This window comes from Solwaraspora sp. WMMD791, from assembly GCF_029581195.1.
In the GTDB taxonomy this organism is placed as follows: Bacteria; Actinomycetota; Actinomycetes; order Mycobacteriales; family Micromonosporaceae; genus Micromonospora_E.
In genome coordinates, this window is record NZ_CP120737.1 from 4985559 (window position 1) to 4998452 (window position 12894).

The 12894-nt window shown below is 69.2% G+C and carries 9 protein-coding genes and 2 pseudogenes; 6 read left to right on the plus strand and 5 right to left on the minus strand.

What is annotated here, in order from left to right:
- Positions 1-101: 101 nt before the first annotated feature.
- The gene (locus tag O7623_RS22245; protein WP_282224951.1) at positions 102-797 is read right to left on the minus strand and encodes a hypothetical protein; all 696 of its coding nucleotides are present in this window, start codon (positions 795-797) and stop codon (positions 102-104) included.
- Positions 794-2014: a hypothetical protein gene (locus O7623_RS22250; RefSeq protein ID WP_282224952.1), complete on the minus strand. Its 1221-nt coding sequence runs from the start codon at positions 2012-2014 to the stop codon at positions 794-796. Before O7623_RS22250 ends, O7623_RS22245 begins: the two co-directional genes overlap by 4 nt.
- Positions 2015-2348: 334 nt before the next feature.
- Between O7623_RS22250 and O7623_RS22255 the strand changes: the two genes are divergently transcribed.
- The gene (locus O7623_RS22255; protein WP_282224953.1) at positions 2349-2549 is read left to right on the plus strand and encodes a hypothetical protein; all 201 of its coding nucleotides are present in this window, start codon (positions 2349-2351) and stop codon (positions 2547-2549) included.
- A gap of 52 nt (positions 2550-2601) precedes the next feature.
- On the opposite strand, the gene O7623_RS22260 is transcribed toward O7623_RS22255, so the two are convergent.
- From O7623_RS22260 to O7623_RS22270, 3 genes and pseudogenes are all read right to left on the minus strand, one after another.
- Positions 2602-3243: a hypothetical protein gene (locus O7623_RS22260; RefSeq protein ID WP_282224954.1), complete on the minus strand. Its 642-nt coding sequence runs from the start codon at positions 3241-3243 to the stop codon at positions 2602-2604.
- A 181-nt stretch (positions 3244-3424) separates the two neighbouring features.
- A pseudogene (locus O7623_RS22265) lies at positions 3425-4500 on the minus strand (Rieske 2Fe-2S domain-containing protein).
- Between the two features lie 56 nt (positions 4501-4556).
- On the minus strand, positions 4557-5399 hold the full coding sequence (locus O7623_RS22270) for a c-type cytochrome (RefSeq protein ID WP_282224955.1): 843 nt from the start codon (positions 5397-5399) through the stop codon (positions 4557-4559).
- Positions 5400-5624: 225 nt separating this feature from the next.
- On the opposite strand from O7623_RS22270, the pseudogene O7623_RS22275 reads away from it, so the two are divergent.
- From O7623_RS22275 to O7623_RS22295, 5 genes and pseudogenes are all read left to right on the plus strand, one after another.
- Positions 5625-5942, plus strand: a pseudogene (locus O7623_RS22275) (transposase); the annotation flags it as partial.
- Between the two features lie 343 nt (positions 5943-6285).
- Positions 6286-8028, plus strand: coding sequence for an RICIN domain-containing protein (locus tag O7623_RS22280; protein WP_282224956.1), 1743 nt, complete (start codon positions 6286-6288; stop codon positions 8026-8028).
- The gene (locus O7623_RS22285) at positions 8025-9653 is read left to right on the plus strand and encodes a S8 family serine peptidase (protein ID WP_282224957.1); all 1629 of its coding nucleotides are present in this window, start codon (positions 8025-8027) and stop codon (positions 9651-9653) included. The genes O7623_RS22280 and O7623_RS22285 overlap by 4 nt, the downstream gene beginning before the upstream one ends.
- Before the next feature lie 34 nt (positions 9654-9687).
- Positions 9688-12273, plus strand: coding sequence for a right-handed parallel beta-helix repeat-containing protein (locus O7623_RS22290; RefSeq protein ID WP_282224958.1), 2586 nt, complete (start codon positions 9688-9690; stop codon positions 12271-12273).
- A gap of 31 nt (positions 12274-12304) precedes the next feature.
- Positions 12305-12865, plus strand: a complete 561-nt coding sequence (locus O7623_RS22295) for a sigma-70 family RNA polymerase sigma factor (RefSeq protein ID WP_282224959.1) — start codon at positions 12305-12307, stop codon at positions 12863-12865.
- Positions 12866-12894: the final 29 nt, after the last annotated feature.

The following is a 12894-nucleotide window of genomic DNA, read 5'->3' on the forward strand; positions in this document are numbered from 1 at the left end:
ACACCGACCGAACAGCAAGAAGGGCCTGACCGCCGGTTCGGCAGGTCAGACCCTCGTTGATCTCGCGCGCCCGACTCGAACCCTAACCTTCCGATTCGTAGCTACGACCGTAGGATGTTCTTGACCTCGCTGGCGGCTTTGTCCACGCCGTGCATCACCTTCTGCGCCGAACCGCTGTTGAGCTGCAGGAGCATGCTGGCGCTCAGCGCCTTCTCGACCTCGGACAGGCCCTTCTCCGCGGTCGAGGTGAGTCGCATCGCCGCCGCCTGCAGGACCTGCTTGGCCTGACCGTCGTCGGCCTTCTCGGCGCAGTTCGTCAGCGACTGGGCGTTGAGCACGTCGAGTGACAGGGTGGCGAAGGCGGCGTTGAGACCGGCTGTTTCGAAGGTCAGTTCGTCTCCCGAGCCGCTCAGCAGGAACGAAGAGATGATTTTCCCGTCCATGCCGCCGGTCATCCGGGCCGTCGGGCTGACGTACTTGGGATTGCCGCCGAGATCGCCGATCAGCTCCTCCCATGTCTTCATCTGCTCGGTGGCCGACGCCCTGAGCCTGTCGTACAGTCCTGCCAGGATCGGATTCGGGGTGCGTCGGGACAACATGCTGAACAGGCAGACCCCCATCAGGTCATGTGTCATCCACCCGGAGAGCTGATCGGCCAGGAAAGACCCGTTGAATCCGCTGCCAGCGGCGAAGACGGCGAGCTGGTCGTCGTCGACCGTCCGTTCGGGCACCGCCGTCACCATCGGGCCGGGTTTGATCATCGCGCCGGTCTCGGCGCGGACGGCACTGCGTGTCATCGCGACAGCTCCTCTCGGACTTTCTCGTGGGCGTACTGCTCGGCCGGGTACGGGCCGTCGGTCAAGCTGCGGTACTCCTTGCCGTTGCGCAGCGCGTTCTCTTCGATGACCCGCTCACTCGGCGCGCCGTCAGCGTTGACCGTGGCCATGTGCTTGATGTATCGCTCCGGCCACTCGGCGACGAACCCGGTGCCGAAGGTGGTGATGTCCACCTGTTCGGCGATCACCTCGCGGATGTAGTCCTTGTTCGGCTGGAACTTCGTCGGTTGCGGCATCTCGGCGGGGAGTATCTGCTCCGGCTCCCGGCCGTCGTAGCGGCGTAGCAGGTCGGCGGCTACCTTGAGCTGCTCGATCTCCATCGCCAGGTGCAGCTCCCAGACCTGTTTGATCCGCCGGTCGTCCTCGTCCTGGGCGAACGACCAGTACATGTAGCACTCGTTGTACTCGTGGTGGACGAGCTGCTCCAGCCAGCTTTCCGCCGGGTCGAGCATCGACTCGTACTGCGTGACGTGCTCCTCCTCCACCATCGCGATCTCCAGGTAGAGGCTCCGGGCGATCGGTTCGACGAACTCCGGCCCCACGTTCATGTAGTAGTTCATCGTCTGTTGCTCGGCGGCCGTGATGGTGATGGCGTGCATCCGTGACAGCGGGTCCACGGTGTGCTTGTCGTAGTGCTTGCGGATGTTGTCCGCCGGATGGCGGTGGTGGTGCGACGTCGGCCGTCCCGGCATGACCTCGGTCAGGTAGTCGACGATCGCCTGCGCCTTCTTGCCCTGGGTCAGCTCGTACAGGTTCGAGTAGCGGTAGAGGTGGTCGAAGTCCTCCAGCAGTCCGAACTTGTAGTTCTGCCGCAGGTACGGGTCGGGCTCGTTGCGGGCCACCCAGGCGGTGATGTCGGTCGCCACCTGCTCGTACCCGAGCACGACCTCCAGCACCGATTCCTGGCCGGGAATCAGCCAGTTGACGGCCTTCTGCTGCTGTTGCTCGATGTAGCGCAGGTAGGCGAGCTTCTGCCGTAGCTCGAGGTCGTCGATGTGCCGGTTCATCTGGTGGCTGAACATGATCGCCTCCACCTCGATCCCGTTCATCACGATGACCCGGCACCGGGTGTACGGATCGACCCCGTGTGGCTCGTACGGCTCGACGTTCAGCTCCGACCAGTTCCGCAGCTGCTTCTCCAGTGGGATGCCGGTTTCTTCGAGCGGGTTGAAACGCACTACCTCTCCTCTCGGACATCAGGCGCCGCGCCGTCAGCCCGGATCGGACACGCGCGAATGCCGCCTAACTGAATAAATCACACCATTTCTTACCCGCCGTCGCAGCGGATCCGCGAGACGGCTGAGACCTGTGTGTCGATCAGGTGCCGGAGTTGCCGACGCGGCAGACCGGTACGTGAGCGGTTCGGCTTGCTCGCCGACCCCACCGCTCCTTCGCCCGGGACCGGTTCCAGCCGATGCTCTTCGACGTGCTCTCCCGTTGGCGCCGCCGGCGCTGTTCAGTGGCGGGCACCCAGCGTCACGTAGGGTGGTGCGGCCGGTGCGGTCGCGAGTCATGACGGTGAAGTTCGATCAGGCGGGCCGCTTCGGACAGAGTTTGGGCCAGGCCGCACAGGCACTCGAGGTGCGCCTCGACCGGCTCGGTGTAGGAGCGTCCGTTTACGGGATCATCGTCCACGAGCCGGGCGATTGCCGCTCGAACCCTCGTGGCGTAGCCGCCGTCACCGACCGGCGGGCGTTGGTGTCGGACGACTGAAGATGAGCTACATACGCATCGCCAGGTCCGTTGGGCGCACGAAGGGCTGAGGTCAGTCCCCTTCGCCGTAAGATTCAGTGTTCTCGATTCTGATGATCGGCGGTGGTGGTTCGACGGCCACCAGAGGAGCAGCGACCGGCGCTGGGCCGGTGATGCGTTGTCCGTTACCGAAGTCGAATGTGATGAACGCGTTCTGCCCTGAACGTAACGACTCGTCCAGGCCGCGGAGTTGGAGATACCGGCCGGCTTGTTCGTTGAACCGGACAAAACTCAGCGGGGGGAGGAGTATACGCACGGGCTCGGGCTCTGTCGCCGGTTCTTGAGGGGATGGGGATGCGCCTGCGGAGGTGTCCTCCGGGACAGGCGGGATCTGGTCGGCGCTCACGATTGCGATGTCGCGGGCGTCCTCGGTGGTGACGGTCACCGTGACGGAGCGCTTCGAGTCGTTGTAGATGACGGCGCTGAGCGGGGCGTTCCCGCCAGCTCGGTAGCCGGTGGCACCCGGAAATCTGATCGTCAGGTCCCGTACCTTGTACTCGCCGCTGTCGGTCTTGAGGTTGACGCCCTGGATGGAGGGTTCCTTCTCGGCCGTCTCAGCGATCTGGCCCGCACCGCAGCTGAGCAGCAGCAGGTTCGCCAGCGCCGCTCCAGACAGAATCGCGGATCGCTGGAAGCCCTTGGACGATCGTGCCACGCTAACCTCCACGCCGCTTGTCCCGTGCGGCCTCAGCGCTCCTCAAGATGCGATCCTTCGGCTCTCACACCAGCTCGGGGGAAGAACCACGGCTCGGGACCGCAGTGCAAGAACAGGGCGGTGAACGCGGCTGGATGTTCGCCGTATCGGCAGGGCTTTCGAGGCAAGGGCAATGAAGGCTTCACGGGCGCTCCCAGAAGTCGGGGCCGATGGGGGCGTGGTAGTCGGAGGTGGCGACGAAGAACCTTCGTCGTCGACCTCGATGGGTAGTTGCGGCAGCGGCCTGCTTGCGGGCCCGAAGACGGGCCGGGCGTTGTCAGTGATGAGGAACTGGGACTGGTGGCACGGACAGAGCAGCAGGTTGGTTTGTTGCTCGTAGAGGCTGGCGGGGCAGCCGGCGTGCGTACAGATTTTGGAGTAGGCGATGAAGTCCCCCCACATCCAGTCCTGCTTGCCGGCTTCCTGGTTGTTCTTCCGGGCATCGAGGGCGTCCTGGGCGCGTAGCCGGATGAGCAGAGTGACCGAGTCGGCGTACTGGTTGCTGACTCCGTGCGGGATCCCCGGGAAGACGGTGACCTGACCGCCGGGCAGGACATCCAGCGGCCGTACCGGTCGTCCGTCTTCCCTGACGAGGCGGATCTTGGTGATGGCGCCGTTGTCGTCGGCGGGGGCGAAGCCGGTGCGGAAGAGCTCCCCGTTGTCGTGGGGGTCCCTGATGAGACCGCCGATCAGGGGTGCGACGGCCACCGCCCCGACCGGAACCAGGCCCGCGAGCAGAGACACCCCGAGCAGGGGACGCCGTTTGACACCGAGTTCGTCGGCCATGTGTAGCAGGGTTTGACCGGTGATACGTCGGTCAGCGGCGGAGGAAGGCTGGTCATGCCGTTCCTGGACCGACACCTCTCTCGGTAGAAGCTTCTTGCCCCAGGTCAGTATGCCGAACCCCATCGCGAGCAGCGCGATGCCGAGAGTCAGGCCGAGCAGCGGAGTGTAGTACTCTTCGATGCCGCCGACCAGCTGGTAGCGCCACGGCCACCAGATGAACACGACCAGGAATCCGGTCGCGGACAGTCCGGCGATCAGGAAGCACGCCGCCACGACGCGGGCCAGTCGCCGTTCAGCCTTGGAACCGACGGCGACCTGCGGCTCGTAGTAGACGATCTCGATGTCGTCGCGGCGTGCCCCCTCTCGGATCACGTCGAAGCGGTTCAGCTGCTGGCCGTTGACGTCCACCGGCTCCCGACCCTGCTGCTCGATGTCCGGGCGATCCTGCTGCTCGATGTCCGGGCGATCCTGCTGCTCGGTGTCCGGGCTCACGACTTACCCGCGATCCACAGGCTGGCGAACACCAACGCGACGACGCCAACCAGGAAGATCGCCAGCCCCTCGGTGGATGGGCCGTAGCGGCCGAGGTTCAGGCCGCCTGGATCGCGGTCGTCCTGCACCACCTGCTGGATGTAGGCGATGATGTCCGCCTTTTCCTGCGGGGTGAGCTGACTGTCGCCGAACACCGGCATGCTCTGCGGGCCGCTGAGCATCGCCGCGTAGATCGTTCGCTCCGACGCCGAACGCAGTCCCGGCGCGTACTTGCCGGAGGACAAGGCTCCCCCGCCGCCACCGAAAGCATGGCACTGCGCGCAGTTGAGCCGGAACAGCCTCCCACCCAGGGCCAGATCCGCATCCGCCAGCGGGCCTTCAAGGGCGGGAACCACCGGTCCTCCACCAAGTTCCTGGACGTACGCCGCTAGGAGAAGGATCTCCTCGTCGCTGTACTGCGGCGGCTTGGGCAACGCCTGCGCCTCCTGCCGCGCCAGAGGCATCCGCCCGGTGCCGACCTGGAACTCGACCGACGCCGCGCCCACCCCCACCAGGCTCGGGCCCCGCCCCTCGACGCCACCGGCGTTGCGCCCATGGCAACTGATGCAACCGACCTCGAACAGCTCCTCGCCCGCTGCGGCTGCCCCGCTGAACCGAGGTTCATCCTCCTGTGCCCGCGCGGAGGGCACGAAGGCCGCGTAGAACCCGCCGGCCAGTACCAGCGCCGCCAGCAGCCTGGCAGCGGTGCCCAGCCGGCGCCGAACCCTGCTCCCCGCACCTGCCGACGGTCGGCCCCGCAGCGTTCCAGGGTCGAGTCGGCGACGGCGTTCAGAAGCCATACGGTCTCCTCGTGTCCTGCGTGTGGGGTGACAGGCGCATGCGGTTCTCAACCGATGTATCCGCGCGGGCGGCGCCCGTCCAACCGCAGCCTATGAACTCGACAGGAGCTATGCGGCAGATTCTTCTAATCCAAGCCATATGCTTGTATGAACCGACATAGCGGGTTGCCTGGCAGCTGAACCGCTTTCCGTGCTGACACCCTGAAGGGGTGGAGCAGTACCCGGATGCAGGTGCGTACCAGAGTCGGCCGTGGGCAGGCGACGAGGCGGCACGACCTGACCGACCCGCAGTGGGTGGTCCTGGAAGCCTCTCCTGCCACCGCGCGGAGGCCAGGCCGACCGTCCGCATCAACGAAACGGCAGCTCATCGACGCGATCCGGGTGGCGGGCCCGGACCGGCACGCCCTGGCGGGACATCCCGGACCACTACGGCTCCTGGGCGGCGGCGTACGCCCTGTTCCGCCGATGGCAGCGCGACGGCACCTGGGTGCCACTCCTGACCAGGCGGCAGGCCATGGCCGACGCGGCGGGCGCATCGTCTGGTAGGTGTCCGTGGACTCCGCGATCATTCGAGTGCACCGGCACGCCGCGCGGACACCGACCCTCTACATCGGCTGGACAGTAGGCCGGGCCTGACCGTCGGTTCTGCATCGGACCCTCGTTGATCTTGCGCGTCCGAGGGGACTCGAAGCCCTCAACCCTTGTCTGCAGCTACGTCTGTCGATTCATGCAGTGTTCACCTGTGGGTCAGTTTGATCGCCCGTGTTCCACATTGTGCGCATCTAGCCTGCGACAGGTCCACATCGATCGGACGACGCATCCATCCTGAGCACGCGTGGCGAGTTTGTCTTGGGGCAAGGCTGAGAAGGTTGGTGGCCAAATGGGCATGTCGACCAGGATTCGCGGCCGGGCGTTCATGGGGGTGGCCCTGGGCCTGGTCGCGATGGTGACCCTGACCGCCTCGTTGGCACCCAGCCCGGCCGATGCGAGGGAACCACTACCCGGCACCCCGATCTCCGACGCCGATGTCCAACTGCTGACAGAGGCAGCCGACTCATGCCCTACCTTGACCCCGGCGCGGCTGGCCGGTCAGGTGATGGCCGCGTCCCGGTTCTCGGCGACTCCGGTCGAGGCAGTGCAGGCCGTCGGTGGGCAGGGCACCGCCGGGCTGGTGCCGACCGTGTGGCAGAAGTGGGCTCCGTGGGACGGGGCGCGGCCGGGCGACAAGCAGGCCAGCGTCACCGCGCTCGCCCACCACATGTGCCAACTGGTCGGCCAACTCCGGGTGCTCGAGCTCGACGGCGACCGGTGGCAGCTGGCCTTGGCGGCGCATCGGGTCGGCGTCGAGCCGGTCGTCGAGGCCGGCGACGTGCCGGCCGGTGCCCTGGAGTACGTCGACACCGTGGAGCGGTACACCATCTGGTATGCGTCGCAGCCGGCCTTCGGCGGGAGCGGAGAGGCCGCACCCGAGGCCACCGAACCGGCGGTTGCGCAGCGGATCACCCGGGCCGCGCCGTTGCCGGTGCCCGACGCGTACCTCGAGCTGATCCTGGCCGCAGGCGCAGTCTGCCCGCAGATGCCGCCGGCTCGGGTGGCCGCGCAGCTCATGGCCACCTCCGAGTTCGACCCGCAGCGGCTCGGCCCGACCGGCGAGCAGGGCATCGCGCAGTTCCTACCCGAGGTGTGGGTGGCCTACGTACGGCCGTCGGCGGAGGCCTCACCATGGACCCCGGCCTCGGCGGTGCCGGCCCTCGGCGAGACCATGTGCGCGCTGCTGGAAGCCGTGCCCGGCACCGGCCCGGACGACTACCCGCTCGCGCTGGCCGCGTTTCTGCGCGGCGACCCGACGATCCGGTCGCTGGCCGACGTGCCGGGCGGTGAACGGATCGTCGCCCTGACCGAGCAGGTGGGCCACTTCGAGACCGAGTACGCCAAGGATTCTCGGTTGGCCCCGCCGGCCGGTCCGTCGCCGTCGGCCGCTCCGTCGACGAGCCCGACCACCGGGCCCGAACAGTCACCGGAGGCGAGCACCGCCCCGACGACCGCACCACCCACGCGACCTTCGCCGACGGCGACGAAGCCGAGCACCCCGGCGCAGACCGACTCGGACCAGCCGCCGGTCAAGGCCGCGGACGCCGATGGAACCAACCGTTCGTACGGGCCCTACTTCATCTACAACCTCGGCACGAAGTTGTGCGTGGATGTTCCAGGGGCCGGGGCCGGGCCGCGCGACGGGCCGGTCAACCAGCACCGCTGTTACCCGGACACCCCGGACAACCAGGAGTACGCATTCGTCCCGCGGCGGGTCGACAGCTCGGGGAACCAGCTGTACTGGATTCGCAGCGTCACCTCCCAGTACTGCCTGGACCTGCCTGGCAAGGGCTCGGTGTCGCCGGCGACGCCGCTGAACGAGACCGGCTGTTTCGACGACGAGAACCAGTACTGGCGGCTGCAGCCCACGGTGAAGTCCGGGGACGTCCAGTACTACTGGATCGTCAACACCGCCTCGAACCTCTGTCTCGACGTTCCCGGCTACGCGACCGGTGGCCTGGGCGTACGCCTCGAAGTGTTCGGCTGCCGGTCCAAGGACGATCACGACTGGGCACTGGTCCGGAAGGCCAACTGGTGACCGGGCCTCGGGCCAGGGCGGCCCTGGCCGGTCTGGTGACGCTCCTGGCGGTGACGGCGGCGACCACGGACGTGGTCACCGAGCGTCGGCCCGCGCAGGCCGCGCAGGCCGACCCGCAGGAGCAACCGTACGTCCTCTACTACACGGTGATGGCGTCGTACCAGGGCAAGCCGGAGACCCTCTGGTCGATCGCCGAGCGATTCCTCGGCGACGCCGAGCGAGCCGGCGAGATTCTGGAACTCAACACCGGGCGGCGGCAGCCGGACGGCGGCTGGCTGACCGATCCCAGGCAGCTGAACGAGGGCTGGCACCTCGTGCTGCCCTGGGACGGGATCGGCACCGGTCTGCGGCACGGCCCGCTACCCACCGCGACGGCGGCTGTGACACCCGGCGCGACCTCATCACCCGAGCCGACAAACCCGGTCGTCGCCGGAGCGGATCCCGCCAACGGCGACGCGGACCCGGCCAGCGAACCGGCGCGCAGGGGTGTGCCCCTCGCCGGTCAGCCGGCGGGTTCCGGCTCTGCGGCTTCCGACCGCTCTGCCTGCCGGCCGACCTCCGTCGCAGCCCCACCAGCCGATTCGAACTGGGGGCAGCGCCTGGTGGCGCCGCAGCGGGCGTGGCGGACCACCACCGGTGCCGGCGTCCGGGTGGCCGTCGTCGACTCGGGTGTCGCTGGGGGTCGACCGGAACTCGACGACCGGCTCGGCCGAGGCGCCGACATCGTCTCCGGGAACGGCCTGGGCGACACCGACTGCGTCGGCTCGGGCACCGCGCTGGCCGGTATCGTCGCCGCCGACGACGGGAAGGACGGCGAACTGGTCGGGGTGGCGCCGGAAGCCGTGATCATCCCGGTGCGACTGGTGGACCGGGCCCTTCCGGCCAGCCCGCCGGCGGCCGTGACCGCCATCGAGGTCGCCGTGGCCACCGGCGCGAAGGTGATTCTGCTCGGTGCCTCCGTCGACGTCACCGACCAGACGATTCGTTCGGCGGTCGACGAGGCGGTCGGCTGGGGCGTGCTCGTGGTGGCGCCGGCACCGTCCGCCGGACCGACGATCGCCCCGGGGGACGGCCTGCTCCGCGTCGGCGGCCTCGGCCCCGACCAGCGACCGGTCAGCGACTACCCGACCGGCTCGGTGGACCTGCTCGCGCCAGCGACCGGGATCCGCAGCATCGGCGCCGCCGACGCGGGGGCCTACGTCGGCACCGGTACGGAGTACGCCGCCGCGTTCGTCGCGGGCGCGGCTGCCCTGGTGCGATCGGCCATGCCGGGACTGTCCCCGGGACAGGTCGGCCAGCAGCTCACCGCGACCGCCGCCGATCGGGCGACCGACGGCCGGGAGAGCGTCGGGCGGCTCGATCCGTACGCGGCGGTCACCAGCCGGCTGGTCGACGGCGGGCCGCCCGCAACGGTAGCCGAGCCGGTGCAGCGGCCCCAGCCGGTCTCCTGGCCGGTGGTGCTGGCGGTGTTGACCGCGCTCGGGGCGCTGCTTGCCGGCGGACGCCTCTGGAGCGGGTACCGGGCGAGGAGCCGGCGTCGCCGGTCGGCGGTGGAGCAGGCGGACGATCCGTTCGGCGACCGCGCCGAGGGCGCAGACCAACTCGTGCACAGCGGAAAGCCGTGAGCACCGGGACCGACCGTGCCCGGCGAGGGTGAAGATGGTACGACTCAGAGGCCGCCGGGCGGGTGCCGACTCGGACGTCGTCCGGGTGGCACCTGGCGAACGGGGTACCGCACAGAGCATCGCGGCCGGCTTGCGGGCAGCCTCGGCCGGGCAGACCGTGCTGGTGGCACCCGGCCGGTACGACGAGGAACTGCTCATCGACACCGCAGTGCGGGTCCGGGCCGAGCGAGGACCGGGCACGGTGTCCTTGGTGCCGCGGACCCCGGTGCGGATCGCCGCTGAGGTGACGCTGACCGACCTGATGCTGGCCGGTGCCGACTCCGGTGAACCGCTGCTCCGGGTCGAGGACGGCAGCGCCGAATTCGTCGGCTGCGACCTGCGTGGCGGCAGGATCGAAGTCAGCGGGCAGGCCCGCTCGGTGCTGCGCGACTGCCGGCTGACCGGTGCCCGGCTGGCCGGCCTCTACGCCACCGGCGGCGCGATGGTCCTGCTCGAACGCTGCGTCATCACCGATGTCGACGGCATCGGCGTGGTGGCCGGCGAGTCGGCGCAGGCCACTCTGCGCGACACCTGGATCGACTCGGTCACCGGATCCGGCGTACGGGCACGTGGCACCGCCCGGATCGAGCTGGCCCGCTGTACGGTCGTCGCAGCTGGACGCAACGGTGTACGGGTCGAAGAGTCGGCGACGGTCATCGGGCTGGACGTCACCGTGAGCCGCAGCGGCGGAGACTCGGTGTTCGCCGTCGGGGCGGCGCGGATGGAACTGACCGGGTGCCGGCTGATCGATCCGGCCGCCGCAGGCGTGGTCGCCGCCGACCGGTCGCAGCTGGTCCTGACCCGTTGCGACGTGGACCGGGCAGGCGCGACCGGCGTGGTGTGCCGGGACGAGGCCGAGGTCGGCATCTCCGCCGGATCGGTGCGCGGCTGTGCCGGCAACGGGATCTTCGTCACCGATCGCGGTGCGGTGACCCTCACCGACACCGTCCTGGCTGATTCGACGTACAGCGTGCTGCACGTCGGCGGCACCGGCCGGCTGATCGCTACCGGGGCCCTGGTGGGGCCGTCGGCGGAGCACGGGCTGCACGCCATCGGGGCAAGTAGCGTCGAGCTGACCGGCGGCTGGGTGCGCGGCTGCGGGCTCGCCGGTGTGAGTACTGCCGACAGCGCCGGGGTGACGGCCACGAGCACCGTGCTGGCCGCCAACCGCAACGGGGTGGTCGTCGGTTCGGACCGGCCGGTGCGACTGACCGGATGCGTGGTCGACGCCAGCGGCCGGGCCGGCGTTCAGGTCGGCGCCGGTGCCACGGTGGAGCTGACCGACTGCCGTATCGACCGGGCCGGCACCGCCGGGATCGTCTTCGAGCAGGACAGCAGGGGCACCGTGGAGCGGTGCGCGGTGCGCGACGCCGAGGGCTCCGGCATCGTGGTGTGGACGGGTGCCAGCCCGCAGGTAACGGCCACGTCGTGCGCGGCGGGCGCGAAGAACGCGCTCTTCGTCGCCGAGGGCGGTGGCGGCCGGTACGTCGACTGCGTCTTCACCGACAGCGCGTATCCGGCGATCCACGTCGGTGCCGGGGCGACACCGGCAATCGTGCGCGCCCGGATCCGCGACACCGAACTCGACGTCGATGTGGACCCGCAGGCCAAGCCGGTCTTCGAGGAGATCCGGCTGACTGAGGTGGCCAGGTCGTTGTTGCCGCCGGCTGCGCTCGCCGCCGGCGGCGGACCCGGTGTCCCGGCGATGGCCGGCGCTTCCGTGGCCGACGAAGCCCCGATCGAGGAGGCTCGACCTACCGAGGCGGACCTGCCGGATCTGCTTGCCGAGTTGGACGCGCTGGTCGGCCTGGAGCGGGTCAAACAGGATGTGCAGGCTCAGATCAAACTCATGCAGACGGTACGCCGTCGCCGAGAGGCCGGGTTGGCGGCGCCGCCACTGAGCCGACACCTGGTCTTTGCCGGCAACCCCGGTACCGGCAAGACCACGGTGGCCCGCCTCTACGGCCGGCTGCTCGCCGCGCTGGGCATGCTGGAACGCGGCCATCTCGTCGAGGCCGATCGGACCATGATGGTTGGCGAGTACGTCGGGCACACCGGACCGCGTACCCAGGCCGTCTTCCGCCGGGCACTCGGCGGCGTGCTTTTCATCGACGAGGCCTACTCGCTGGTTCCGCCCGGGCACAGCAACGACTTCGGGCAGGAGGCCATCGCGACCCTGGTCAAGCTGATGGAGGACTACCGCGACGAGGTGGTGGTGATCGTGGCCGGTTACCCGCTTGAGATGAGCCGCTTCGTCGCCTCGAACCCGGGCCTGGCGTCCCGGTTCTCCCGGACGCTGACCTTCGAGGACTACGGGTCCGCCGAGCTGACCGACATCGTAGAGGCCCAGTGCCGGCAGCACGAGTACCAGCTCGCCGACGACGCACGTGTCGCCGTACACGATCTGTTCGCCGCGACCGCCCACGGTCACGGTTTCGGCAACGGTCGCGCCGCCCGCCAGGTCTTTCAGCGGATGACCGAACACCAGGCGCAGCGGGTGGCGGATCTCGCCGACCCATCGACCGACGACCTGCTGCGGCTCACCGCGGCCGACGTGGCCGCCGCCGGTTCGGTTGCCTGACCGGTTCGTACGGCCAGAGATGAGGTATCCGATGGAGACCCTCGAGTGCGATCCTCAGCTGAACCAGGCCGATCTGGTCAGCTGGTACGAGCGGGTGCTGGTGCCGCAGAGCCGGCCCGCGCTGCACCGGTACGCCCGGCGCCTGGTGCCCGGTGACCCGCACCGCGCCGAGGACCTGGTCCAGGAGACGCTGCTGCGGGCCTGGCGCAACCTGGACTCGGTGGCCAGCTCCCGGTCGCCGCAGGCCTGGCTGTCGCGGGTCGCCCACAACCTCAGCATCGACCAGGCCCGACGGGTGGCGGCCCGCCCCACCGAGGTCGCCGAGGATGTCACGGCCATGGTCTGGCAGCCGGCGGAGAGCCTGTACGACGCCGCTCTGGACTGGGCCGTGCTGGAGCCGGCGCTGCGTAGCCTCTCGGCGGTGCACCGTGAGGCCCTGCTCCTGGTCTACTACCAGGACCGTACCCACCGCGAGGTTGCCACGCTGCTGGGCGTACCCCCAGGGACCGTCAAGTCACGCACCCACAACGCCACCCGGGAACTGCAACGGGCGTTGAGCCGGTACGGCGTGACCGGCAACGCCGTGTCCTGACCCGCAGGTCCGGCGGGCCCACCGCCTGG